Source organism: Planococcus halocryophilus (genome assembly GCF_022489025.1).
In the GTDB taxonomy this organism is placed as follows: Bacteria; Bacillota; Bacilli; order Bacillales_A; family Planococcaceae; genus Planococcus; species Planococcus halocryophilus_A.
In genome coordinates this window covers 26133-52040 of sequence record NZ_JAKVTG010000015.1, presented here as the reverse complement: position 1 = coordinate 52040, position 25908 = coordinate 26133, and the positions used below count along the sequence as shown (strand labels likewise).

Here is a 25908-nt window from a genome sequence, read left to right as displayed (position 1 = left end):
TTTTTCTATGTTTAAAATGCTGTAGCACCTCCATCTACTACCAAGATATCACCTGTGACATAGTCTGATGCTTTTGAAGCTAAGAAAAGTGCAGGACCTTTTAAATCTGAATTGCTCCCTAGTCTTCCTAGAGGAGTCCCATTCATGATTGTTTGGCCATCATGATCAATAAGCACTTTTGACATTTTAGTAGGAAAAAAACCAGGTGCTATTGCATTTACATAGATTTGATGTTTTCCCCACTTTACTGCTAAATCCTTTGTCATCGTTATCACAGCACCTTTGCTAGTGTTATAACCGATTGTCTGCATAAATGGATCCGTACCGCCAAAACCTGCAATTGATGCGATATTAATAATTTTCCCCCCTTTTTGTTCAATCATCACTCTCCCTACTTCTTGGCTCATTAAAAATGTTCCTGTTACATTAACATTCATAACTTTTTCCCATGCTTCCAATGGCATTTCCTCAGAGGGCGCTGCCCAACTAGCTCCACTATTATTCACAAGAATATCTATTCTTCCAAACCTATGTTTTGTTTTCTCCACTACTTTTTTCACATCTTCGGGATTTGTTACATCACAGCTTACTGCGAGTGCATCAACACCAAGCTTTTTTAACTTTTGACTCATCTCTTCACATGCCACCCCATCCCTGGAACAAACTACAACATTTGCCCCTGCTTCAGCAAAACCTTCTGCAATTTGTGCACCGAGACCTCTACCGCCCCCAGTGACTATAGCGGTTTTACCTTTTAAAGAGAATTTTTCCATTACACTCATAATACGTACCTCCATTACTTAATTTTTTTTAATTCTAAACGAGCAACTTGTCTTGCATGCACTTCATCGGGACCATCTGCAATGCGAAGCGTGCGTGCGCTAGCATACATATATGCTAAAGGAGTATCTTCACTTACACCTGCTGCACCGAATGCTTGAATAGCACGGTCCATTATCTTAGTTGCCATATTTGGTGCAACGACTTTAATCATTGCAATCTCTGCTTTAGCTACTTTGTTACCTACCGTGTCCATCATATAAGCAGCCTTTAAAGTTAAAAGTCTCGCTTGTTCAATCTCCATCCGTGATTCCGCAATCCATTGTTGAACAACACCATGTTCCGCGATTTTCTTTCCAAATGTTTCACGTTCTTGTGCCCGTTTGCACATTAGCTCGAGTGCTCTCTCAGAAGCCCCAATTAGACGCATACAATGATGAATTCTTCCAGGTCCCAAACGACCTTGTGCAATCGCAAATCCTTTTCCTTCCTCCCAAAGCATGTTCTCTATAGGCACCCTTACATTATCAAAAGTGATTTCTGCATGACCATGAGGAGCATCATCATAACCAAAAACTGAGAGCATGCGCTTAACAGTCACTCCTTTTGTGTCCATTGGTACTAGAATCATGGATTGCTGATCGTACTTTGAAGCATTTGGATCACTTTTACCCATGACAATCATAATTTTGCAGCGGGGATCTCCCGCACCAGACGTCCACCATTTCTTTCCATTGACCACATACTCATTACCTTCGCGAGTAATACGGGACTGAATATTTGTTGCATCACTTGAACCCACTTCTCTTTCTGTCATTGCAAATGCTGAACGAATATCGCCATTTAATAAGGGAATTAACCATTCTTTTTTTTGTTTCTCAGAACCATAACGCGATAGAACTTCCATATTCCCTGTATCAGGCGCGTTACAATTAAATATTTCAGGAGCAAGGAATGATCGCCCCATTATTTCACAGAGAGGAGCGTATTCTAGGTTTGTTAATCCGGCCCCATATTTTTCGTCAGGTTGAAATAAGTTCCATAACCCTTTCTCTTTTGCTTTCTCCTTTAGTTTCTCTACAATAGACGGAACTTCGTTCCAACGATTTTCTTGGGCGTCCAGTTGTGTTTGAAACACTTCCTCATTTGGATAAATGTATTCCTCCATAAAATTTGTTACTTGCTCTTGTAAATGAATAACACGGTCTGAATATGAAAAGTTCATTTTATTTACTCCTTCCAACATACTGATTGATAAGTATCTACTTAGTGTTTTTTATCTATAACTGCACGTTTTAATCTAAATTATTATGAGAGTGACTCATTCATGTTTATATCCCTTTTTAGCCATGAATGGACCTAGATTCTCTCTTCTTGGATTTTCTAAGAACTGTGTCATGGCCTCCGACCAATCAGTGTCTTTCTGCTAGTTTTTTCTCTTTTCATCGTTTGTTAAATGTATGACTGCGTACGTTTGTACAAAATGAGAGCTTGGAGCGGCTTGACCAGCACTCACAATCACGCGTATTTGTTCCTCATTTAAAGGAATATCTTTATATCTTCTAACTGAAGCATGCGATTTTAATAATTCGATCACCATGGCGTCTCTCCTCTTGTTAATTTAATAAGATTATTAATGGTTCATTGTTCCTCAGGTAATAGCACACGAAGAACGTTTTTCGCGGTTTCGATTCCCATGAATTCTAAGGAATCGTTTGTGTAGGCAGCTGTGTGACTTGAAGCAATAAATCGTTCATGCTTCATTAGTTCTTTGTTAAATTTTGGTTCATGCTCGAAAACATCTAAAGCAGCACCCGCAATCAGATTTTCATCCAAGGCCATCAATAAATCTTCTTCATTTATAATTCCACCCCTAGCAGTATTTACTATAATTACATTTGACTTCATCTTTTTAAATGCTGTTAAATTAAGCAAATGTCGTGTTTCAAGATTTAAGTCAGTATGAACTGCGATGTAATCGGACTGCCGATATATCTCTTCTAAATCCTTGTATGTAAAACCAAGTGCTTCTGCACTTTCTTGATTTTGAAATTTGTCATAGGCGATAATATTCATGTTAAAACCGTTAGCACGTTGAATGACTGCTTGACCAATTCGTCCAGTACCAATAACACCTAACGTTTTCCCTGAAAACCCTAAACCTGCTCTCTTATGCCACTCGTTATTTTTAATCTCTGCTACTGTTTGAGGAATGTGTCTAGCTGAAGCAATCAATAGACCGATAGTATAGTCTGCAACTGCATTTGTACTCGCATTTGGAACATTTTTTACAATGATACCTTTTCTTTCTGTTAATTCCATATTAATGTTATCCATACCGATTCCATGTTTAGCAATAATTTTCAGTTTTTTTGCATTTGCGAGCAATTGGTCATCAACTTTTTCAATTCCTACTATAAAAGCATCTGCATCTTTCAAGCTGCTAGCGAATTTCTCTCGATCATTTATCTCATCAGATTTTAAAATAGTTACTTCACAATCATTTTCTTGTAGAAGTGTTATTGATTCCTTACTTATTTTTCCGAATGTTGGAGAACTGCTTACGACTTTATAACTTGCCATGAAATGGGACCTCCTAATTATTTTTAAAAGTTTATTATTTTAAATAATCAGAAAAAAAAAAGAGACACTTTCTTATAGACTGTAAGTGCGAACCAACAACTACAGGAAGAAGTGTCTATTATGGAACAGAATACTATCATAATCCCGAATTTGATTCAAAACTTCATCATGGTAAATGTGTGGTCGAATGACTTGATGATAGTATTCTGCTCTCAGCAAGATGGGTCTGTCATTTATTAGATAATCAATAAAGCTGATGTTATTTTATTAGTACTTCTTCATTCGGTAAATATTTATCTTCCAATGTATTGACTCTTTCCATTCCTAGCTTTTTGACTAGTTTTCCATGAGGTGTCCGCGGTGTTTTCATTTCTTTAGTAGTTCCCTTAGATCCAATCTCATGAAATGCATCTTCAACTGCCTTATGTGATGCAGTTACTGATACCAAAGCAAAGTGAGCTATTTTTGGTCCGATCCATTGAATTTCTTCCATGGATAACTCTTCTAACCAACCGACGATGACGAGAGATACGTCACAGTCCACTGCATCCACAAATTGCTTTACTTCTTCTTTGTTGCGAAAAGCTTTTGAAATGGGCTGAACAAGATCTGCGCCAGCTTCTCGATAGATTTTAGCTCTTCTAATAGATTCGTCTAAATTAGTAGCATCTGTTCTAGCTATAATTAATGTGTCAGGGTTCAACTTGTTTTCGGCTGCTGCTCTGATCTTACCTGCTGCTTCTTCAACCGGTAGGATGTTATTCGTTTCATCTACGCATATCGGGCAGCGTTTAGGACTAATCTGATCCTCGAAAATCATAGCTTCTGCACCAGCTTGTTCAAATTCATGTACTGTTTTAATAACATTTATTGCGTTGCCGTAGCCAGTATCAACATCTGCAATGAGTGGCTTGTTCGATACATAGGTCATTCTTCTTACCGTTTCTACATTTTCTGTTCGAGTATACATTTCAATGTCTGGTAATCCCAGTAGTTGCGCTGAAATTGCAAACCCACTCGATAGTAATGCATCAATTCCCTTTACATCATTTGCAATTCTGGCACTGAGAGCATCTCCTATTCCAGCCGTTATAATCAGATTTTTTTTACCTATCAATTCTTTTAATGTATACAATTTTTTTTCTTTAAGCATTTGGGGGCCTCCTTAGATTAAGAAACGTATGTTTGATCCATCACTTCATCGCTACTTTGTCTTTTAGTAAAAGTAATCCAAAGCTGCTTTTTAGATAAGATATTTTTTATAATAATGAATATTATTTCAATAACAATTCCCATAAAACCCATTGGAACTAAGAAAAGGAATGGATAGATGGGGAATAAAATGCCACCTGCCGGAAAAGCATGTCCTTCCGCCACCCCAGTAATAGAATAGTTCAGTGTGTAGTATACAAAAAGTATCGCAATGATTAGCTCAACTGCTAGCATTAACAACAACAATACCTTCTGAAGAAAATAAGGCATTCTCTCCACTACCATTGATATTCGTGGCATTACACCTGACGAATACGCATAAACAATAATAGTAAAGGATGCCAGACTCATTAAATAGTTCTGAACAATTTCATAACTCCCTGGAATGGATTTAGATGTAACGTTTCTTGAGATTACATCCGCAGTGATTAAGAAAATCATTGAAAACATTGCCACTCCCGATAGAAAAATTCCTGCTTTTTTGAAGTAATCAAAAACCCTATATGCATTCATTAACTTGTTCATTAGGATCATCCTTCACGTCAGTTTTAAAGTTTTATGTTCTACATAAATTCCGATGATCGATATAGGTAAAATCCCTTTTGTAGTCTATTTTATCTAATTGTTGAAGGTAACCAGGTAACTACCTCAGGGAAGACAATCATTAATCCACAGACGACAACAGTCAGTGCAACTGCAATCATAATTCCATATTTGAATATCGCTTCTGACGAAATACCACTGGTAGAAGAAACAGCGTATACACTCAATCCTACCGGTGGTGTGATTAAACCTAGCGTACTGACAACTGCAATAAATACGCCGAACCACAGGACATCAATTCCTGCCGCTTGGATAATAGGCAATACTACAGGCAACGTCATCAAGATGACTGCTGCTCCTTCAATGAACATGAAGAGAAGAAAGAAAAGTACTGTTAAAATACAAAGTATTAACACCGGGTGTTCCAGCAATGGTTCTAATAATAGAGTGATCTTTCTTGGAAGTAAGGAAAGTGATACAAACCGGCTGAAAATATTCGCACCTATTAATATCATAATAATCATACCTGTAATCTTTGCAGTCTCACTTACAGAGGATCTAATGAAATTTAAGTCTAGTTTTCCTAGTAGTAGAGCAGTTAATAACCCCGCCAATGCTCCGACGGCTCCAGCTTCAGTAGGTGTGACGAAACCAGAGTAGATACCACCAAATACAACTGTAAAGATGAACAAACCGACCATCACTATAATAAGAGATCTTCTCCAACCTATTTCTCTTGTTCCAGTAGAAATTCGATCTTCTTTTTTTCGTTGATCCTTGAACATAAACAGTAAACATACAATTAGAGTGAGCATCATGAGTATCCCAGGAATTATTGCTCCAATAAACAATTTACTTATCGGCGTCTCAGTTATTACACCAAAGAGAATTAATATAATACTTGGAGGAATAATTCCCGATAACGACCCACTTGCGGCAGAAATTGCCCCGGCCAAAGCAGGTTTATAACCATACTTGGTAAGTTCAGGAACTGCTACCTGTCCTAATGAAGCAGACGTAGCAGCACCAGATCCTGATACGGCTCCCAATAGACCACCGATTAAGATGGTCAAAGAACCTAATACCGCTGGCTTACCGCGCGAAATATTATATACCATCGCAAACGCATCCTCGACCACCCCAGCCTTCAATATGAATTGAGCCATAATGATAAAAAGTGGAATGGTTGTTAGCGTATAGCTTGAAATTTGAGTAAAGGGATCTTGACTAAGGAAACCTGAAATGATATCAAATCCGTCGACATATATTAAGCCCAAAATGCCAATTGTCAACAATATCGTATGAATATGGAATCCTGCAATCATCAGTAGCATAAAACCTAGTACTATAGCGGCCAATAATCCCAAATCATACATAACTATTCGCTCCTAACTAGTTGGGCTTGAGTATTGTAATCATTCTTACAAATCTTTAACCGCATCTGGTACATCTCCTCCTAGTTCAATTACGATGTCTCTCCAAAGTCTAGCAATTTCTGTTCCTGGTTCGCCTTGTTCATTTAGCAATTCGATGAAATCAGTCCATGTATCTTCCATTCCTTCGATCAGTAAGTCTCTTACTTCAGGATCCAAATCTTCTACACTAACAAATTCACCGCCATTGGCTTTAGAGTTCGCAATAATTTCCTCGCTTCGATTCACCCATAGTTCTGCACCAGTTTCAACAAGTTCATCAGACGCATCGATCATAATCTCTTGAATATCTTGAGGGAATTCATCCCATTGTTCATCTGTCATAGCTAGTAGAGAACTAAAGTGACCTAGATTTACATCATTTACCGTATACGTAAATAACTCTTCGAATCCATATCCTGTCCAATCTGAAATGAAAAGGAAACTACCATCTACAGCCCCTCTGCTCATTGCATCGTACAAATCAAATGTAGGCATTGTAACGGAATTTGCATCAATATTTTTTGCGTAAATCTCATGGATACGAGAAGGAGTACGTAGTTGTGCTTTTTTAACATCCTTCACACTATCAAATTTCAAACCGGTTGTGGAAATGGAATATTCTTCAGAAATTGTAGCTGGAAGTGCCTTCAAAGATTGCGAACCATATTCTAGCTCTGAAAATGTTTTTCCATCTTGTAATTCCACATCACTGTTAATCAGTTCTTTAAAAGCTAAACTTCCAATCAGTGGATTAGATTTAGTTAAAGGAAGCATGGAAACTTCAGAAAGTGGAAAAGTTGAAGGATCGTAAATAGGAAGAAGTGGGGCAGCAATATCCACTGTTCCTTGTTTAAGTGCTTCCATTTCGTTTGTAGCCTTTACAAGCTCTTCAGATGTAAATGTTTCAAATGTCACTCTACCATCAGAATCCTCTTCTACTTTTTTCATCCAAGGTTCATAAAAACCTACCCATAATCCATGATTTGTACTAAGTGCTGAAGTAACACGTAGTTTATATGTTTTATCACTACTTGAACTTTCGACTGTCTCTGAAGCTCCTCCACAAGCTGTCAATAGTAACGATGCTAATCCTATAGTTAACAATAAAGTTTTTGATTTCATTTTTTTTCCTCCAATTTTCATTTAATTTTAAATAATCTAAATTTATTTCAGGGTATAGTTGTGTTCTTTAAATCAGGGTGTCAATCTTCTTTTTTGTAAATAGGTAATAATATCTCCATGTACAATTAATTCTTTTGTTTTCTCTGGTACCCTTTCACTTTTTAAAATAATGCCCTTATCTATAAAATTTAGCTCTTCCGTATCCCAGTCGTATATAAAGCGATCCCAACAATCAGCGGTCTCTACAACACCTTTACATTCTATAAGTGGAAACCCATTTGTTGATTCACCGCGATAAAATCCAGGAGAAAAAGATTCTGCAATAATTCCTTTAATGCCTAATGCCCTTAATGCCCGGCATGATGGGTAATGGGGATGTCCATATCCGAAGTTTTCTCCGCCAATAATTATATCTCCTTCACGAACCTGATTTTTAAAATCCAAATCGTAATTAATCATACATAGATCTTTCAATTTTTCGATGTCCTGTATTTTCATATTAGTTACGCCCACTACTAAATCGATATCAAAGTTTGGTTCATCGAATATCCAAGCAATCCTGCCGTTCAAGTTCTTAATCATATAATTCCCTCCCCTCTTATAGCATGGTTCTAGGATCTGTTATTTTTCCATTTATTGCAGTAGCTGCAATTGTATAAGGGCTTGCTGTGTATATTTCAGCTTTAGAACTTCCCATACGTCCGGTCACATTTAAAGTACCGGTAGATACGGACCTTTCACCATCTGAAAGCGCTCCCATTTGTCCGATGCAAAAATCACAGGAAGAAACTTGTACCATAGCTCCAGCTTTTATTAGTTTTTGAGTGAGTCCTAGTTCGCTCATCTGTAATTGAATTTGCGTTGTTGTGGGAACTGCATTTAGACGGAAATTTTCTGCTACATGACGACCTTCTAAAATTTCTAAAGCCTGTTGAAAATCTTTGATTCGACCACTTGCGCACGAACCAATATATCCATGATCAATAGATAGTCCAAGAACTTCTGAAATCGGAACTGTATTTGCGGGTGTAGGAGGTATGACAATCACAGGCTCTACTTCATCTAACTTAATAGTATATTCATGTAAATACTCTGCATCTTTATCTGGATACATATCTACATAATCTTTCACGTTATGTGTTTTAAGGTATTCATGTGTCACTTCGTCTGTTTCCATAACAGCTGATAGTCCACCCAAGAACATGGCTAAATTGCATAAAGTAAAGCGTTCATCCATTTCTAATGATTTAAGGCCAGGTCCGCCATATTCTATTACGCTTGAGCGACAACCAGATGGTCCAATCTGTTTAATAATAGAATGAAACACGTCTCTAGAAGTAACTCCCTTTAATAATTTCCCTTCTAAATTAATTCTGACTGTAGATGGCACAACAAGTGAGACTTGTTCAGTCGCAAAAGCTTCTATCATACTATTTCTTATTCCCATACCAATTGCTCCTAGAGCACCAATTGTACTAATATGTCCATCAAAGTGAACAACAAATTGCCCTGGCTTGATATAACCTTTTTCTGAAATCACTTGATGACCTATGCCTGCGCCTTCATACAATTTAAAACCATACTTCTTAGAAAATCTTCTGGTGATTTGATGTATTTCTTGTTCCTTTGATGTTCCTGCAGGATAGAAGTGATCAATAAACAATAAAAACTTTTCAGGATTTTTAACTGTGTGTATATTTAGTTCTTCCATCTGTTTCTCGTACTTATCAATATAGCCGGGATAATCGTATGCGGTAATAATATCTGGAGAAAATAGTTTCTCTTCCCCGACTTCCACTTTTCTATTATAGTTTTCAGAAAATATTTTCTCGGCTATTGTTTGGCCCAAAACTACACATCCTTTCAAAAATTTTTAATAAATTTTAACTTAGAATTTCTTTTGCTCCATGTAAATGCTACTATATAATATAAATAGACAGATTACTTAACTGAGTCACTGACCTCAGTCATCTTCTTAAATAGAATAATACAATTAATCTGAATACTTAGCAAGATTTAATTTATTAGGAGGATTTTATATGAGTAGTAATGTATCGACTAACCGTGAGTCAAAGGCGAAAATTACAAAAAAGAAATTATTTAAAAGTGCCTTGAAATTGTTTAAAGAAAAAGGAATTGAAAATGTTCATATAGAAGAAATCACAGATTTAGCTGGTGTATCAAAAGGCTCCTTCTATACACACTTCAAATCAAAACATGATGTCGTACTCGAACATTATCAACTAATAGATGAGGTATATGAGGAAAAGTACAAAGAATTAGAAGAGGCTAATCTATCTTTAACTGAGAAGTTACAAACTATTTTACTGTCTGGCTTTTACTTTTGTGATGACATGGACTTTGACTTCCTGTCAGCTGTATTAATTAACCAGCTATCTTCACCTAATGATGAAACATTTATAAATAATCCCAATCGAAAATTATATAAAATTGTAAAATCCATTATAGAAGAAGGTATGGGATCTCTGGAATTTAAAAATGAAGAAAATGAAGAGTTTTATGTAGGAGTTGTCTTGGTATTTTATAAAGGGCTATTTTTAGAGTATAGCTTGCTTAAGGATCCAACAATTCTATTAAGCAAATTTGGCGAAAAATCGATGAACAAAATTATTGAAGAGGTATTAATCAAGAAAGATTAGTATTTTTTGTAAATACGCCATAAATTCAATTAAAATACGTATCAGCAGTGGATTATCTCTACTTCGATTTATTAGAAAATTGTTATTTTAACTTATCTGATGTAGCTAATTCGTGATGAGTAATTAACAAATATTTGTTCAATAAATATATACTCGTATAAAGAAAAATTTAAATAGATGATTTTGTTTATTAAATTACCCTCGGAGTACATATCCTGTGTTTGAGATTTGTATTCTGAGGGTTTTATTTTCTCTTAACTGATGAACTATGCGACTCGATTCGTCTGAGAAGCCTATAGGTAAAGGTTTTTTAGATGAATCCAAGTTCTTTTAAAGAAACCCCATCTTTTTGACTGACAATCAGTGAATCCAATAATTCAATGCCAATCAATTCACCGGCATCCATCAAGCGTTTGCTGACGACGACGTCTTCATGGGAATACTGGCAGTCACCGGAAGGGTGATTATGTGCGACTAAAATTGTGCCAGAGTTGTTTAAGATAGCGGCTTTAAATACTTCTCTTGGATGAACTACGCTGGCATTTAAGCTTCCAGTATGGCAGCGGTGAACAACTGAAATTTCATTTTTGATGTTCAGACAGAGAACCAAGAAGACTTCACGGTCTTCATCTCCGATTAGCACTTTCGCAAATTCGATGGCATCTTTTGAACTGTGAATGCGTTCGGGAAGAATGCTCTTATAGATTTCTTCAACTTCTTTGATCTTCTGTTTGATGCGTGTAATTTCAATGATTTTTTCTAACTTCATAAGTATCGCTCCTTTTTTAGTTGGTCCGCCGGGCGGTCATCGTTCCAAAAGGGATGTTTTTTTGCCCTTTTGGTAAGGAGGACGGCCCCATCACATAACCGATCAGTCAACGGTCCCAGCACGAAAGTTTTTTAGCGAAGCCGGTCTAAAAAAGTTTCGGGCCCCTTGACTGAACATGAACTTTGTCGGCTCCTGTCTTCTCACGAAATAGGGATAGGGCGTAGCCAAGGAATCTGTCCGTATTTCGTGAGTAGAGAGGTTGGGAATAGGTACGCTCCGGTGGCCAAAAGAAAAAAATCCGAAGAAAGGCAGCCAAATTTGGCTGCCTTTCCTATGGAATTGATTATGTGATTTTCGACTCGTTCATCCGTTTAGAAAAAGACAGTAAACTAGAGGCTGTTTTACAAAGGATTACAACTTCTGTTTATCGGATTTTTTAGGAAGAAGCGAGCCTTGTAAAGGCTTTTGTTAGGCGCTTTTGTGCAATCGTCCAATCCTTTTTTAACTACTTTCTAGTGGATTTTTCTTCAAATGGTACTATTAATAATAGCCTGTATCGCTATAAGAAGGTTTATTTCGTGTATGTTTTGTCTTTTTCATATATTGAGACCGCACCATCTTATGCAAGGGATCAATTGGCTTGGAGCGAATGACTTCTGAAACGTAAGCTGATTCGATTGGATGCAACCCTTCTAACTGGCGTTCGGCATTTAATTGCGCAACCACTTGAACCATGCTGCCGGTGATCGCATAGCGCTTGATGATTTGCTTTTGAAGCGTGGTTTCTTCGTAGCTCTCCGTAAGCACAATAAATTCTTGCAAAAAAGTTAGTTCTTCTTTCGCCTTGGCTAGTTTCGGTAAGTGTCTCATTGGTAATCTCCATTCCAAAAGCTGTATTTTTCTCCATTATATCCAAGCACCTAAAAATAGTAAATTGATTTTTCAGACTCTTGAAGACTGTTTTCATATAGAAGAAATGGAGCTTTTCAGTAGAGATTTTGGGCAAAGAAAATAGAGTGGAAACGACCTACTGAACCAGAAGAAAGGGCGCGAAGAGGAGACTAAACGTCTCTACTTCGTGCCCTTTTTATGGCTAGCGTTCCAACTCGTTTTCTTTCTCTTGTATTTGTCGATTTTTGTCGAATGAAGCGACGGCCTCTTTTAGTTCTGTGGTGTGGCTGTGATTTGGATTCAGCTGATTGAGGTGTTGGTGTAACTCCTCTTTTGATTGAAGTTGTGGATTCTTAACCAACTGCCATCCAATTGCAATCCCGTCTTTGGCTTCCAGTTCCAGTTTTGGTTGTTTCAATATGCGACCTAAACGTTCATTTAAGTGTTGTGCGTTGATTTGTTGCAGTCTCGTGGCATCCTTGTGTACCGACTGGCTCAAGAATCGGTCGGTATTGAGTGATTGTGCCAATCCAGCTTTCTCAATAAAGCGTTGTCCCTCAGCTTTCTTATGGAATGTCCGTTGCGTAGTGTCACCGCCTTCTAGTGTAACGGCATATTTCCCATCATCTAGTTTCGTCACTTCCATTACGTCTTCAGCTTTCTGATATTCCTGGACGAGCTGGCCTTTGTTTTCCAACACGTTTAACACAGCGTAGCGATCGTTCAAGTCATTTAACGGGACAATCCGGTTTGTATTGGTACGAAGCGCAAAATGCGCATCTCGTTCATTTTGCTCGACGGTCGCAAAGACCACCAATCCATTTTTTGCATCTAGTAGCTGCAAGGTCGGCTGATCGGCAAGCGATAGGTTCAGCTTCGTTTCCACCGATTCTTTCGCTTGTTCAGGATGGATGGATTGATAAAACTCCTGTATCTTTTCATTTTGCAGCGAATTCACGTGTTCGATAGTAGCGCGTGAGACGTCTTGGACTTCTTTAATGGCTTGTTTGGCCAACGGTAAATCTTGCGCCCACGTGGCAATGTAGCCCGTAGAAGAAAGGTCGGTATCAAATCCATAGTACTGTGACACGATATACGCAGCACACTCAGCCTGTGCTTCTTTGTGACCTCTTGGCAAGTCTTTGATGTCACTTTCTTTGTGGTGCAATTGGCTGTGTGTGTATTCATGAATCAAGACACGGAATTTTTGCTCCGAACTCTTTGACACGGCGGTATTAATCACAATTTCATCATTTTCCCGGTTGTAATAGCCTCCGTACGTTTGATTTTCATGGGCTTCTTCCCGAATGTGTACCGGCTGCGAACTGGCATTTACTTGTTGGATGAATCGGTCGTAAAGATCAGTCAGTGATTCCGTGGATGTTAATTCTTGCTGAATGAAATCGCGAACGTTGGGAATCTCTTTGCCATCGGTTTGCGAGACATCAAATACTTTGCCCATCCTAAACCCGGCCACACTTTGCCGAACTTCAGATTGAGGGTCGCCGTTTTTATCGCGTAATACTTCGCCGGTTTGCTCGTTAATTTTTTGAACTTCCACTTTTTTAAAGGAAGGAACCAAGATATTTAAGCTTTTTTCGCCCTTATTGACGTGACGACCAAGCGCTTGCCATTGCTTGAAACCACGGACCATTGTGGCATCGGGTTTTTGAGAGGCAATCATCAGAACGTTATTGAACGAGTACTGGTGACCACTGGCCATCACATTGAGCATATCTTGGAACCGGTTGTTTTGGAACATTTCTTCGAGGTTTCGTTCCAATCGGTCGTTGATTTCTGTGAGATCTACCTTAGTCGACATCGTTCACCAACTCCTTTCTGATATACCAAGCTTCGTAGAGAGGTTCGACGCGCTCTGGAATCCGAACCGGGCTGTAACAGGTGATCGTGTAATCGCGCACATCTTCTTCTAAATCAAGTAAGCCTTCATATGTAAGTGCCTCAAAAGGCACGGGATCGTAAAAGCTCAAGATCCGTTTATCACTCGCGAGAATTTCGCTGATGGTGACAAGCATAGACGTTCCTCCTTTGGTTGGTGTCCTTGTGGCCTTATAACAGGTCTCTAATGTTCGTCGTTTCTTTTTTCTTCAGTCGTTCTTCAATTGAAAGCTCCTCGTTCGCCTTTTCTTGGTAGTCTACCCAGTCTTCTTCAAGTCCATCATCCGTCAAATCAAACACGTCCGACTGATCAATTTCTTCTTCAATGACACGGGTAGACGTCGTACGAGATGCTGGATGATCGGTTTCCATTGGTTCATCCGGTGCGATTGCAAATGCAGCTGCCGGCTTTATGGGAATTTCTGAAGGCATGGCAGTATGTTGCTGAACATACGAACCGAATACCTCCGATTGCCAAGCCTTTTGTAGCTTCATCGGATGCAAGCCACTGACGAATACATAACAGTCGTTCTTCGCAATGCTTGCCAAGTCCCCTTCTGGAATTAACGAACGCTTCACGTATTGTTCCGACTGACTTTGGCTGGCATTCGATTTCCCACTCATGAAGCCCCCACTTTGACTGGACGAACCGGTTTGAATCTTCGCCGTCGTTTCTCCTGCCAATTGCGAGAAGTACTTGATGGTTTCGATGTCCTTGCTGCGAAGGAACAGCAGCGTATCGTGATTGGACAAAATCGATCGCGCCATTTCTTTGCCGTAAAGCGACTCGATTTGCCCATTGTCTTGGACGATGGTGTTCATCGACAAGCCAAGTCCTCGGCAAGTGGCTAAAACGCGTGCGTATTTCTCGATTTTTCCGATATTCGCAAACTCATCCAATAAAAAGATGGTCGGGATTTTCAATTGCCCACGATTTTCATCCGCCAATTTATAAAACTGCGAAATCAATTGATCAAAAAAGACCGAGGTTAAGGCGGTGAACGGATTTTCATCCATTGGTAGTTTCACATAGAGAATGCTTTTTTGTTCCTGAAACGCTCGGAAATTGAAATCGCTTGTTTGCGTCATTTCTCGGATTTTCTTGAGTGTGAAAATACTCACTTGAGAAGCAAACGATGACGTCACACTTGTTCGCGTGTTTCCACCGAGCGTTGTCAACCCTTTCAGCAACTGATAGGCCGGATGATGCGGACCGAGGTCTTCATCGACCCATTGCCGGAACGCTTCTTCATCGGGTGCGACGCGTTCATTAAACGTATCTAACACGTCTTGCATATTAGCATTCGAGATTTCCGTTTTGCAGTAGACAATCAACCCGGCGAGCATCTTTTGCGCGCGTTCCATAAAGAAGTCTTCTTTGCCGTCTTTGGTCGAGTTCTTGGCGATGGTCACGGACACGCTTTGGGCATCTTGGTCATCAAAGACGTAATCGAGCAAGTTGTAACGGTCTTGATTAAAGTTGATGAAATCAATTTGATAAACCTGATAGCCCTGTTTGCGCTTGATCGCAGCCGTCTGTTCAAATAACTCGCCTTTGGGATCGGTCGCGATAATGGTTTCTTCTTTATTGTTGACGAGATTGGGAATGACATAAGACTGCCCTTTCCCACTCCCACTCGATCCAACAATGTAGACATTTCGGTTATCAATTTCGGTTGACCGAGGAATGACAAGGACTTGCTTTTTTCCGGGTACGCGCCCGACAATCAGTCCGTTGGCTAAACTCGTTAAGGTTTTCTCCGGACTTTTGGGCTGGTAGCGATTGTGCTTGGAGAAATACTTGCCCTTTAGGACCTCCGAAGGTTCGGTAAATCTGGCCGAACCGTGCACCCCAAAGTCATGGGCATCTTCATACGTATGTTCCATCAAGCGCATTTTAGATAAGAACCAACCGAAAAATACCACCGTAAGAATGGCCACTAAGAGTTGCGATTGGCGATCGGTTTCTGTGAGGAAGTCGAGTGTTCCACGGATGTCCAATAACAGTGCGTTGAGCCCTCCTCCTTGTTGTAGAAAGCGTAACAGACCCGTCACGGCATAACCGATGAGCAATGACAGAACGAACGTCACGGTGATTTTTTTGCCAGCACCTTTTTGTATTCTTTTTTTCATGATGAAGTTCACGCCTTTCAACAGATTCCCTTTTACAGTTCAAACTCAAGTCCGAGTTCCCGACGAAGCTGTTTGTTTTTGCTTTTTCGGTGCATCTTCGTTGGTGTCTCATGTTGTGGACGATGATGTTCTTGTTCAGCTTGTTCAATCAGACGCTCTAACAGTTCCGTACTCGCTTTCCCTGTCGGGAAATGAGTGAGCGTTTTCTGTCTTCCATCCAAACGTTCAGCGAACCGAGCATCGGATTTAGTTTGATACTCATGAAAAGACATCGTCCGTTTGCTTTGTTCTTTCTTGGCGACTTGTAAGCAAGCTTTCAAGCTCACGCTTTTCGCCGGCTTCGCGTTCTCAATAAAATGTTTCAACAGATCTGTTTTCATCTCCAACGGAAGCGCGTCGAGTTTCTTCAACAAGTTGTCTTTGGCATGAGGGAATGTCTCTCGCAGCAAGGCATTGAGTTGCTGGTCGATGTGTGTGACCTTAGCCTCGTATCGTTCAATTAATTGTTGCGTCGTATTGAGTTGGATGGAGGTCTGGTAGATGGCTGTAAGGTCGGTTCCATCCTTCACCAACTGTTCTTTTTTCATACCGAGTTTGTTGCGACTCAACGCTTGAATCCGGAGTTGTTCGCTGACTTTCATCGCCTGTTCGGTCGCCTTTTTCAGTTCCTGCAGCTGCAAGTGATGATTCACTTCACCAGTCAGTGGAATGGCGTCAACCGCATTCGTTTCAAGCGCCGTCAGCACATTCATTTTGTACGCCACGGTCCGATCATTGTGTTCAAATCGCTCCTCAATTTCAGGGAACAAGTCGTTAAAGGAGTTGTGCACGATTAAGCTTTGTACCCGGTAGGTGCGTTCAGCATGCGCGATGACTTGGTCAACGGTTTGTTGGTCTTTTTCGACCGATTCCGTCAACTTTTCAAATGCCTCAAGTCGCGTAGTAAAGAGTGAACGGAAGTCTTGTTGATCAAAACCTTGCTGGTGCAATACCGACGCATTGTGTTCTTGAGACGCTTTATGAGAAGCGTTTAAAATCGCGTGTGTCACCTGTGCTTCTACTTGTTTGGGTTCTACTTTACGCTCTTCCCAACGATACAATCCTTGCAGTTGATCTTGTACCGCATCGAACGAAAATTTCTCTTTCAGGCGCCCTTTCATGAAGTGCCAACTCTTGGCGTAGTCTGCATTTAATTCTGCTGTGACTTCGCTCGTGTGGCGATGTAAAACGTGCTGAACATCAACCTGTTTTTGTTTGGAAGAGAGAGAAACAATTTTATCGCGTAGCTGAGCAATTTCAGCATTCTTTTGTCGAATGTCTTGATTCAACTGGTGATAAAACGTTTGTGCTTCCAGTCCCTTTTCTTCCATGCGTTTCACGTATTGGTATTCATTTCGTTCCAAGCGAACCTCAGCGATTTGATCCAGTCCCTGTGCCTCAAAAGAAAGTGCTGAGACTTCTTTGTGGATGTCTCGTTCCTTAAAAGTTTCATTGATGGCTTCGGCATAGTTCATGCGCCATTTTACCAGTGTCTCGCGTTCATTCCAAGGAGTAGAAGGAACGGTTTGGAAGACTTTCTCCCCTTTTGCATTGCGAAGAATCTCGCCATTTTGATCCAATTCATACTGACGTGTTTTTTTCTGTCCCCACGTGCCATCTTCGTTAAATGGGCGAACTGTCAGCAGGATGTGTGCATGCGGATTGTGTTCTTTGTCTCGGTGAATCGCAACGTCTGCGACCATGCCTTCATCAACAAATTCGTGTTGGACAAACGATTGTACAAGTTCTTGTTGAGCATCATCGGGTAACTCCTTCGGCAAAGCAATCAGCACTTCTCGTGCTAATTGAGCGTTCCAGGCTTTCTCGATTTTCTCCACTTCGTTCCACAGTTTTTCACGTTCAAGTGTCCACTCGGGCGCATGATCAGGCTTGAGGATGAAAGAAATCGGAGCTACTTCTCGCTGCGGATAGCTTTTGATTTCGTCATCGCGTTCAGAATACAACTCTTCCCCACTGCGGTAGCTGGCACTCGCAACGGCGGATTGGGTTTTCTTGCTGATGATGTTGGCTTGCAGTCGGAAGTAACTCACGTTTTCTCACCTCTTTTCTCTTGTTAGATATCCGTAGGCGACACCCAAAGACCGAAAGGGCTTTGGACCAGGTCACCACCCCGAATTTCGGGTGGTGTATAACTGGGCACTCGCTTGAAAGCTCGGATTCATTATACCATATTTTATCCATTTATCGTGATTTATTTTAACCTATATGTTAATATTTTAATATATAAGTTAAAAAGGAGTGAAGATCAATGGCAAATAACATTGAAAAGATCACAAGCATTGAAGAACAGATCGAGAAATTAAAGGAAAAGCGAAAGAATTTAGAGAAACAAATGCAGCAAAACATCGGGGCTGAGTTATTGAAAGAGTGGAATGTCGAATCGGAAGAAGAAGCAATCAAGTGGATTCAAAAGCTGGCTGTTCAAGTAAACGAAAAAAAAGAACAACCAGAGGCGTGGGATGTCCATGAAGCTGAAAACAGATAACCTGGCAAAGTCGCAGGAGTTAAAAAAACAAATTGCCGATTTGCAAAAGAAGAAAAGCCAGTTACAGAATGAAACGCAACGAAGAGCAAGTTGGGAACAACGCAAAGCACGAACCAAACGCTTAATTGAAACCGGAGCCTTGGCTGAAAAATACTTTGGATTAGAAACGCTCACAACAGAAGAACGAGAAAAGATATTTCAAACATTTTCGGGATTTATAAAGAGTAAAATCCAAAAAAAATAAGACAAGCGCTATGAAATTAAAGGGCGCTTGTCTCTCTATTAACGTTAATAATAGTCCATTGCTCAGTAGTAAAAGAAAGCAGTTCCTCTTTTTTTATTTCAGCTTCTTCTAATGTTTCATAAAATAACTCTTTGTTGTCTTGCGTTAAAATAACGCCATGTGATGAACGAATAATATAAACCAAAAAAAACACCCTTTCAGTCTAAAATTTATGGTTCTCAAAAAAGTAGAAATATCTACCTTTGCTAGGTAGATATTTCTACTTTTGTTGAATAGATATTAATTTTCGTTTAAGAATTCTGTCATATATTCAATTTGTTTCTTTTGACGTTCAGTTAATTCATTTTTTTTATAATAATCAACAAGCTCAGAAATAATTGCATATGTTTTATTTTCATCCATAAATTTTCCGAGAATGCCTATCTGTACATGGAGATCATGCGGCACTTTTATCGATTTAACGTTATTGTTCTTACCAACTACACCTTTTCTTTTTGTTAGTTTTGTTGGCTCTTCATTTGCTGTAGTTATATTTTCTGATTTTACTTTTTGATTCACTTCCGGTTCTTTTTGTACTTCGGACTTAGATTCTATAGATTTATCGCTACTCGAAAATTTAAAATCATTTTTACTACTTACTATCACTGGTTTAGCTCGATCCATAGGTTTGGTTTTCTTCTTTATCAGTGGTCCCTTTTTCGAGTCTTCAGACATTGTTTTCTTCCTCCTCAAATCGAGCAAGCTTATCTTCCATTTCTTCCACAACAGCTAAAAATGTTTGATGTGCTTTTCTATCATGGTGATCATCATTTCTTATTCCGGTAATATCCCATGCTTTTAAGCGTTCAAGATGCTTAACTACATTAGAAAAGACGTTATCCTCTCCAAATAACTCAGTAGCCCTTATCACAGTGGTTTGATCAACCCTGCCACCAGCTCGCAATAAAACTGGAAGAACTCCTAAAACTTGAATATCAGCTTCATATTCATCATGCATGAATTGTAAATATGAAACATATGTCTCTGCCCCTTCCAAAGAAAGTTCTTGAGCTTGAAGAATAATAAGAACATAATCAGAAGCCATCATAGCGTTATCCGAGTAGTCACTGATTGTTGGAGGAACATCAATAAAAATATAATCATAATTTTCTTTTAGAGGCTCTATTAAAGTTTTTAACAATGTAATTTGCTCTAAGTCAGTTTCGAAATTTTTATATAAAAACTTTGAGAAGTTCTTAAATGAAACTGCAGCAGGAATTAAATCCAGATTATCGTTTATTTTCATGACAACGTTCTCCAAGTTACCATCTTGAAAACCATCGAATATAGTTTTTTCAATTTTATCTATACCAACTGAACGAGCTATCAAAGTACTGGCATTTCCTTGAGGGTCCATATCAATTAACAAAACTTTTTTGTTATGGACGGTTGCATATTCCCAACTGGTCATAACAGATACTTTAGTTTTACCTACGCCACCTTTAAAGTTACCAACAACTATTGTTTTTGCAGTCATTTCTCAATTCCTCCTCATACCTAACAAACTTCTACCTAACAAACTTCTACTTCTGTATATTTCTGATAATAACATAAGTAGAAGTTTGTGTGAATGATTAAATAAATGTAATGTAAATGTAATATTATGTACTTCCTTCCAACAGAAGTAGAAAAGTAGAAATATCTACCTTTGTGAGAATAAGCTTAGTTATAACAAAAGTAGAGAAGTAGAAATATCTACTTCTGTGAGAATGAGAGTGGATTTAACAAAAGTAGAAAAGTAGAAATATCTACTTCTGCGAGAATAATGTTTGTTCTAACAAAAGTAGAAAAGTAGAAATATCTACCTCTGCGAGAATAATGTTTGTTCTAACAAAAGTGGAAAAGTAGAAATATCTACCTTTGCGATAATGATGTTAATTCTAACAAAAGTAGAAATATCTACTTTTGTTAGAATTGTTAACTTAATTATGTAGAAAAAACCCTTTTAAATTGGTATTTATAATAGTAAAAAAGAAATTGAAATTAATCTGATTCTCACATAAGTAGAAAAGTAGAAATATCTACTTATGTGAGAATGAGAGTCAATCTAACAAAAGTAGAAAAGTAGAAATATCTACCTCCGCGAGAATAAGAGTCAATCTAACGAAAGTAGAAAAGTAGAAATATCTACCTCTGCGAAAATGAGAGTCAATCTAACAAAAGTAGAAAAGTAGAAATATCTACCTCTGCGAAAATGAGAGTCAATCTAACAAAAGTAGAAAAGTAGAAATATCTACTTCTGTGAGAATGAGGTTCATTCTAACAAAAGTAGAAAAGTAGATATTTCTACTTTTGTGACTGTACAAACCTTGATATAGAGCTATTTACACAGGATTTATATTCCTTTACCTTTAGGGGAAGAAGACTGGTAAGTTAGTGAAGGAGAAGGTTTTGGGTGAGTAAACTACGTTTAATTGTCGACACTGTCTTAAAAGATGGAATTCATAATTTTAAATCAAAAAGTTCTAGCGCAAGCCTTCCTTTGCAGATTAAAGCTGCCAACAAAGAAAAAAGAACTAAAATAGGAGCGATTTCTGTAGTTCGCTCAAAAGAGGATCTTTCTACACCATCAGGTGTGAAGGGTTATGTCATCACGTCCCGAGAAACTCTCTTGGAGGACGCTCTTTTGGTTTCCCATTGGAATCCTAATGTCTTTAACTACTTAAGGTATTCTGATGAAAAAAGACGGTTCCTCAAGGGACACGAAGAGAAGAACCTCCAACAAATCAATACCTTCGTCGTGGACATCGATACGAAAAAACAACCATACACCGAAATTTTAACGGCTGCATTGGATCACAGTATTGGCGTGCCGACGATGGTCTTAGAAACGCCGAAAGGGTTTCAAGTCTATTTTGTGTTGGCAAAACCGTTATTCATCAGCAATCAAAACGATTTTCGTGGGCTTAAGGTAGCGAAGCGCATTTCTGAAAACATCAAACGCAGCTTGGCCAAAGTTTTACAAGGAGTCGATATTTCTTGTAATGACTTTGGTTTTTTCCGTATGCCTAATGAACAAAACGTTCGGTGGTTCTCCGAAGAAATGGTGTACGACTTTGGTTCCCTCATTGCGTGGTCGAAACGGCAAGACGATGATCAGGGGAGGGGACTCTTTGTGGTCGCCAACGAACCGACGGTTCAAGATCTCACGCAAACGGCTTGGTTCCAAGAACTGCTGAAGACGCGTCACGTGAAGGGCGAATCTGGGCAATTGGGACGCGACAACTTAATGTTTACGTTAGCGCTCGCTTGCTACAGTGCAGGCAAAGGAAACGATGAGACGCTTGATTTGCTTGATGAGTACAATTCAAGTCTGGCTTCTCCCTTACGGCATAGCGAAGTCCAAAAAATCGTGAGAAGTGCTTACAAAGGCCGATTCAAAGGTGCACATCAGACGTACATTCAAGAACTGTTAACGGAATGGGCAAGTCACAAAGAAGTGGCCATCGAGAATCCGATGGGCGGTTGGTACAAGTTTAAGAAAGAACGAAAAGATCGCAAGCGCAGCCATTACGATGAATGGGAAATCGACCTCTTGAGCTATATCCAAACGGTCAGTTCACTGGAACAGCCGATTCACTGGTCTACGCAAAAAGAAATTTGCGAAGCTGTGGGAATGCCCCGCAGTACGTTCAACGAAGTGATCAAACACTCCAAGAAAATCCTCATCAAGAAAAGTGGGAAAGGCCGTGCAGCCAAGACAGGATTGACGTCGGTTGCTGTGCTTCTTCAGTGTGCCCTCAGCTACCAACAAACCCACCGGGTCTTGTACCAAGAAGCACTGGACATCATGCGTACAGCGCGTGAAAACAAAGATGCGATTCGTGAAGTCATGACAGAGGTAGCTTGGTTCCGTGAACAGCGATCCTCATCGTCTTCAACTGGAAAAAAATTCAATTCTTCTTAATGGTCCAGTCTGCCAATACATATCTGTATACAAGCGTTTTTATCCCGGCTTGTTTATTGGTTATCTATCCATCACTCTTTTAGGGCATAAAAAAACACTCAGCAGGATAGCTGAATGTTTACGTATCGGATTCGTTACCAGGATAGGTATTGAATCGCTCGTATATTTTTTCGAGTTGTTTTTCTTTGAAATCGTCTTTAAAGGCGCGCAAAAAAATCTCATTCGGATCGATTTCGAGTACATTTGCGTAATGAATCAACCAACCAATAGACACATTTTGTTTGCCCCGTTCAATGTTTGAGATTGTGGGGCCGTTCATGTCACTAATGGCTTCAATGTCTTTTAGTTTCAGCTTTTTCTCGAGGCGAATAGACTTGAGTGCACTGCCGATTTTTTCATAAACATTGGGTTCATGTTGAGAAGTCATATGAAAAATCCTTTCAGGTGGCGATGCCGTTTTTCTTTTTCCGTGTTATACTGTTCTCCATATTTTAATATATATATTAAAAAAATCTCTACAGGCTCTTTTATTGGTAGTTTGGCGACCGTCAATAAAAGAGTGACCACGTAGAGAAGTTTCAAGAGAACAATTCATGCTTTAATTATAGCACAACTGCAGTGCTGGCGAGTAGGGGCATTTGTTTCGCCTTGCTGTAGAAGAGCGTGAATTCCCTTGAAATTTCTCTGATGAAACGAAAGAGAATGAAAGGGGCAGATTACATGACTGGAAAGTACAACATACGCGAAGAGGCAGCACAACGATTTTACCGATTACCAAAAGTCTTTTTTACAAATGAACGCTACAAAAAGATCAGCAACGATGCAAAAATCGCCTTTGCGATCTTACAGGACCGGCTGGATCTATCGATTAAAAACGAGTGGTTCGATGACGAAGGGAATATTTATTTTCTTTACGGGAATCAACAACTCGCGGAGATTTTGAATTGCAGCAAACCTACGGTTATCAAAATTAAAAAAGAACTGCATCACGTAGCCTTGCTCGAGGAAAAGCGAATGGGCTTATCCCAGTCGAATCGGTTATATTTGTTAAAACCGATTGCGGAAGTGGCAGACGTTAAGCCGATCGAACAATCGACAAATGAGCCTGAATCGCCTGGGGGACATGAGAAGTTAAAATCTTTAACTTCAAGAAATCAAACTTCTTTACTTCAAGAAGTTAAAAATGTTAACACGAATGATACTGACTTTAGCAAGACTGATTTAAGTGAGACTGAAATAAAGATCTATCAGTTGCTGGAGAAAATCGCACTCCCTGAATCGATTGTGCAGGTCTTATTCAAATACGAAAAGCGATTGATGGATGATCACATTGAGGTAGAGGAGATTGGGAACCACTACTTGGCCCATCAAGAGGTACTGACAGTTCATCAGTATGCGGATGCCTTGCAGTATTCCCTTGAACGGACACCGGGACGTATTAAGAGCATTACAGCGCGTTTAACTAAAGCAGTTGAAGATAAAAAGAGATGGTTGGGGATTCAAACAACTTCTTCTCAACAACCGGTCAGAACCGAGCGAACTCCGGCATGGTTGAACCAATCAGAAAAAGAAGATGTCAAACCAAGTATGTCTTCTCCAGAAGAATTAGCGGCTGAGAAAGAGAAATTGCTTCTCAAGCTAGCCAAACGGAAGTCCAAGTGACTTCCGTTTTTTTAATGTATATGTAAAACTATTCATGGGTATTTTTGGGACTTTCAAATTAAAGACTAAGAAAAAAGTACGATAGATGTGAAAAACCTTTATTTACAAGAGATTTAAAAGGGGATTTAAGTAGTACCAATTATTTACCATTTTCGATTGCCTATTTTTAGGCAATTTGTTAACGTAGAGGCAACGGAAGAAAGGTGGTGGCAAATGTGTTTGATCGAATTAGTGTGTTCTTAAATACGTTGTTCAGTGACATGCAAACAACGTTCATTACGATTTTTATGATTGGGTTGGTGATTTCAGCGATTGGCGTTTGGGCAGGCGATGAACAATCGGCACCAAAATTTAAAAATGGCATAAAACTCTGCGTCTTGGGCGTGGTGTTGTTCCTGTTAGCGAAACCGGTCATCGAGTACATCCAAATGAACCTGTAAGAAAACGTGAGAAAGTATGTGATACCAATGCGGACAGATTCCTACATGGAACGTCAGGAACGGCTGCGTGAGCGAGGGAAAGTGGAGTTGCCCTTAAACATTGATACCAAGAAATACTTGTATGGGAATATATCATTCCAGGATGTGTTCATTGTTTCCCCGTTTTTACTCTTGGGCGCCTTCATCTCGTATATGTTGTATCAAGCCGGGACGTTGAATCAACAACTTTTGCTTGTGGCGTTTGTGCCAGCGATGATCGTGACGGTGTTTCAGTTGAACAAACACCCCGTTCGAAAAAACTTGTCGCTCTTGCAATACAAAGTGATGTGGAAATTACGGGCGAAACACCGGAAGAAAGATTTTCATTACGCGAAAGGAGCCTTACCCATGAGCCGAAACGAACGCGACACGCGAACGGAATTAGGATTAGCGAATATTGCCAACGGCTGTTTGGAGTCCTCGGACCGGCGTTTGATTAAGGTGTTGGAAGTCTCTTCGGTCAACTTATCGCTCATGAACGAACTGGCGAAAGAAAATGTATTGTCGGCCTATCAAGCATTTATCAACGATACGGGCGAGAAACAAATTCAACTGATGCAAGTGGCGCAACCGATCAACTTAACGAATTACCTGATGTGGTTCAACGAACAAGTGGATCAAAATTCCTCGTATGCGAAGCGCATGCTGAAACAAGGGTACGCCGATCAAATTGAACGCATTCAAAAGTCGAAAAACATGGTGACCCGGAAACGGTATTTAGTGATTTCCAAGCCGATGACCAACTCTCCGAAAGATTACTTGAAGCTGGAAACCACGGCGAACATTCTTCAATCGAAGCTCGAACAGATGTTATCGGGATACGAGAAATTAGACGTCAAGATTTTGGAGAACGACGACTTGTTGAAGTTCTATTATGCGTGCATCGATTTTGAGAATGCTCAAGCGCAAGGACAGAACATCGTTCACAAAACGAACGCCAAGCTGGACGTCGTGGTTGGGAAGAATACCGCGAAAGCCTTGGTTGAGCAATACAAGAGCTTGCTCAACGATCGATTTGAATAGGA

The 25908-nt window shown here is 39.5% G+C and carries 27 protein-coding genes; 7 read left to right on the top strand and 20 right to left on the bottom strand.

The features are described from left to right. Positions 1-11 precede the first annotated feature (11 nt). The 10 genes from MLE13_RS14555 to MLE13_RS14510 all read right to left on the bottom strand — a co-directional run bounded on the left by MLE13_RS14555 (position 12) and on the right by MLE13_RS14510 (position 9504). Positions 12-782 carry an SDR family oxidoreductase gene (locus tag MLE13_RS14555; protein WP_240750401.1) on the bottom strand — a complete coding sequence of 257 codons (771 nt, stop codon included), beginning with the start codon at positions 780-782 and terminating at the stop codon, positions 12-14. 14 nt (positions 783-796) lie between these two features. After that, positions 797-2005, bottom strand: coding sequence for an acyl-CoA dehydrogenase family protein (locus tag MLE13_RS14550; protein WP_240750400.1), 1209 nt, complete (start codon positions 2003-2005; stop codon positions 797-799). 201 nt (positions 2006-2206) lie between these two features. Continuing rightward, positions 2207-2380, bottom strand: a complete 174-nt coding sequence (locus MLE13_RS14545; RefSeq protein WP_240750399.1) for a nitroreductase family protein — start codon at positions 2378-2380, stop codon at positions 2207-2209. 41 nt (positions 2381-2421) lie between these two features. After that, positions 2422-3363 carry a phosphoglycerate dehydrogenase gene (locus tag MLE13_RS14540; protein ID WP_240750398.1) on the bottom strand — a complete coding sequence of 314 codons (942 nt, stop codon included), beginning with the start codon at positions 3361-3363 and terminating at the stop codon, positions 2422-2424. 259 nt (positions 3364-3622) lie between these two features. Next, positions 3623-4516 (bottom strand): isocitrate lyase/PEP mutase family protein, encoded by an 894-nt coding sequence (locus tag MLE13_RS14535; protein WP_240750397.1) that lies wholly within the window; start codon positions 4514-4516, stop codon positions 3623-3625. 17 nt (positions 4517-4533) lie between these two features. After that, positions 4534-5100, bottom strand: a complete 567-nt coding sequence (locus MLE13_RS14530; protein WP_240750396.1) for a TRAP transporter small permease — start codon at positions 5098-5100, stop codon at positions 4534-4536. 89 nt (positions 5101-5189) lie between these two features. Continuing rightward, on the bottom strand, positions 5190-6494 hold the full coding sequence (locus MLE13_RS14525) for a TRAP transporter large permease (RefSeq protein ID WP_240750395.1): 1305 nt from the start codon (positions 6492-6494) through the stop codon (positions 5190-5192). A 45-nt stretch (positions 6495-6539) separates the two neighbouring features. Then, entirely contained in the window at positions 6540-7655 is a 1116-nt protein-coding gene (locus MLE13_RS14520) for a TRAP transporter substrate-binding protein DctP (RefSeq protein ID WP_240750394.1), read from the bottom strand. A 72-nt stretch (positions 7656-7727) separates the two neighbouring features. Continuing rightward, the gene (locus MLE13_RS14515; protein ID WP_240750393.1) at positions 7728-8237 is read right to left on the bottom strand and encodes a 3-isopropylmalate dehydratase; all 510 of its coding nucleotides are present in this window, start codon (positions 8235-8237) and stop codon (positions 7728-7730) included. A gap of 16 nt (positions 8238-8253) precedes the next feature. Next, entirely contained in the window at positions 8254-9504 is a 1251-nt protein-coding gene (locus tag MLE13_RS14510) for a 3-isopropylmalate dehydratase large subunit (protein ID WP_240750392.1), read from the bottom strand. A gap of 190 nt (positions 9505-9694) precedes the next feature. Here MLE13_RS14510 and MLE13_RS14505 point away from each other — a divergent pair, with 190 nt between their 5' ends. After that, positions 9695-10315 carry a TetR/AcrR family transcriptional regulator gene (locus MLE13_RS14505; RefSeq protein WP_240750391.1) on the top strand — a complete coding sequence of 207 codons (621 nt, stop codon included), beginning with the start codon at positions 9695-9697 and terminating at the stop codon, positions 10313-10315. A gap of 310 nt (positions 10316-10625) precedes the next feature. Here the strand turns inward: MLE13_RS14505 and MLE13_RS14500 are convergent, their stop codons facing one another. The 6 genes from MLE13_RS14500 to mobQ form a co-directional block, all read right to left on the bottom strand. Then, positions 10626-11084, bottom strand: coding sequence for a JAB domain-containing protein (locus MLE13_RS14500; RefSeq protein WP_240750390.1), 459 nt, complete (start codon positions 11082-11084; stop codon positions 10626-10628). A gap of 540 nt (positions 11085-11624) precedes the next feature. After that, complete coding sequence (locus MLE13_RS14495) at positions 11625-11954, bottom strand: hypothetical protein (protein WP_240750389.1); 330 nt, start codon at positions 11952-11954, stop codon at positions 11625-11627. A gap of 223 nt (positions 11955-12177) precedes the next feature. Continuing rightward, positions 12178-13797 (bottom strand): ArdC-like ssDNA-binding domain-containing protein, encoded by a 1620-nt coding sequence (locus tag MLE13_RS14490; RefSeq protein WP_240750388.1) that lies wholly within the window; start codon positions 13795-13797, stop codon positions 12178-12180. Continuing rightward, entirely contained in the window at positions 13787-14011 is a 225-nt protein-coding gene (locus MLE13_RS14485) for a hypothetical protein (protein WP_240750387.1), read from the bottom strand. The genes MLE13_RS14490 and MLE13_RS14485 overlap by 11 nt, the downstream gene beginning before the upstream one ends. Positions 14012-14045: 34 nt before the next feature. Then, positions 14046-16007, bottom strand: a complete 1962-nt coding sequence (locus tag MLE13_RS14480) for a VirD4-like conjugal transfer protein, CD1115 family (protein ID WP_240750386.1) — start codon at positions 16005-16007, stop codon at positions 14046-14048. A gap of 32 nt (positions 16008-16039) precedes the next feature. Beyond that, positions 16040-18097: a MobQ family relaxase gene (mobQ, locus tag MLE13_RS14475; RefSeq protein ID WP_240750385.1), complete on the bottom strand. Its 2058-nt coding sequence runs from the start codon at positions 18095-18097 to the stop codon at positions 16040-16042. A 218-nt stretch (positions 18098-18315) separates the two neighbouring features. On the opposite strand from mobQ, the gene MLE13_RS14470 reads away from it, so the two are divergent. Both MLE13_RS14470 and MLE13_RS14465 read left to right on the top strand, forming a co-directional pair. Beyond that, positions 18316-18552: a hypothetical protein gene (locus MLE13_RS14470; RefSeq protein WP_240750384.1), complete on the top strand. Its 237-nt coding sequence runs from the start codon at positions 18316-18318 to the stop codon at positions 18550-18552. Next, the gene (locus tag MLE13_RS14465; RefSeq protein ID WP_240750383.1) at positions 18533-18796 is read left to right on the top strand and encodes a hypothetical protein; all 264 of its coding nucleotides are present in this window, start codon (positions 18533-18535) and stop codon (positions 18794-18796) included. The genes MLE13_RS14470 and MLE13_RS14465 overlap by 20 nt, the downstream gene beginning before the upstream one ends. 16 nt (positions 18797-18812) lie before the next feature. Here the strand turns inward: MLE13_RS14465 and MLE13_RS14460 are convergent, their stop codons facing one another. From MLE13_RS14460 to MLE13_RS14450, 3 genes are all read right to left on the bottom strand, one after another. Continuing rightward, the gene (locus MLE13_RS14460) at positions 18813-18980 is read right to left on the bottom strand and encodes a hypothetical protein (protein WP_240750382.1); all 168 of its coding nucleotides are present in this window, start codon (positions 18978-18980) and stop codon (positions 18813-18815) included. A gap of 95 nt (positions 18981-19075) precedes the next feature. Further along, on the bottom strand, positions 19076-19510 hold the full coding sequence (locus tag MLE13_RS14455) for a hypothetical protein (protein ID WP_240750381.1): 435 nt from the start codon (positions 19508-19510) through the stop codon (positions 19076-19078). Continuing rightward, positions 19503-20312, bottom strand: coding sequence for an AAA family ATPase (locus tag MLE13_RS14450; RefSeq protein ID WP_240750380.1), 810 nt, complete (start codon positions 20310-20312; stop codon positions 19503-19505). The genes MLE13_RS14455 and MLE13_RS14450 overlap by 8 nt, the downstream gene beginning before the upstream one ends. Before the next feature lie 918 nt (positions 20313-21230). On the opposite strand from MLE13_RS14450, the gene MLE13_RS18040 reads away from it, so the two are divergent. Continuing rightward, positions 21231-22742, top strand: a complete 1512-nt coding sequence (locus tag MLE13_RS18040) for a primase C-terminal domain-containing protein (protein WP_240750379.1) — start codon at positions 21231-21233, stop codon at positions 22740-22742. A gap of 118 nt (positions 22743-22860) precedes the next feature. Here MLE13_RS18040 and MLE13_RS14440 read toward each other — a convergent pair whose 3' ends face one another. Continuing rightward, positions 22861-23169 carry a helix-turn-helix domain-containing protein gene (locus MLE13_RS14440; RefSeq protein WP_071154437.1) on the bottom strand — a complete coding sequence of 103 codons (309 nt, stop codon included), beginning with the start codon at positions 23167-23169 and terminating at the stop codon, positions 22861-22863. 293 nt (positions 23170-23462) lie between these two features. On the opposite strand from MLE13_RS14440, the gene MLE13_RS14435 reads away from it, so the two are divergent. The 3 genes from MLE13_RS14435 to MLE13_RS14425 all read left to right on the top strand — a co-directional run bounded on the left by MLE13_RS14435 (position 23463) and on the right by MLE13_RS14425 (position 25906). Beyond that, entirely contained in the window at positions 23463-24404 is a 942-nt protein-coding gene (locus MLE13_RS14435; RefSeq protein WP_240750378.1) for a replication initiator protein A, read from the top strand. Positions 24405-24619: 215 nt separating this feature from the next. Then, entirely contained in the window at positions 24620-24844 is a 225-nt protein-coding gene (locus MLE13_RS14430) for a hypothetical protein (RefSeq protein WP_240750377.1), read from the top strand. A 45-nt stretch (positions 24845-24889) separates the two neighbouring features. Beyond that, positions 24890-25906 (top strand): TrsD, encoded by a 1017-nt coding sequence (locus MLE13_RS14425; protein ID WP_240750376.1) that lies wholly within the window; start codon positions 24890-24892, stop codon positions 25904-25906. Positions 25907-25908: the final 2 nt, after the last annotated feature.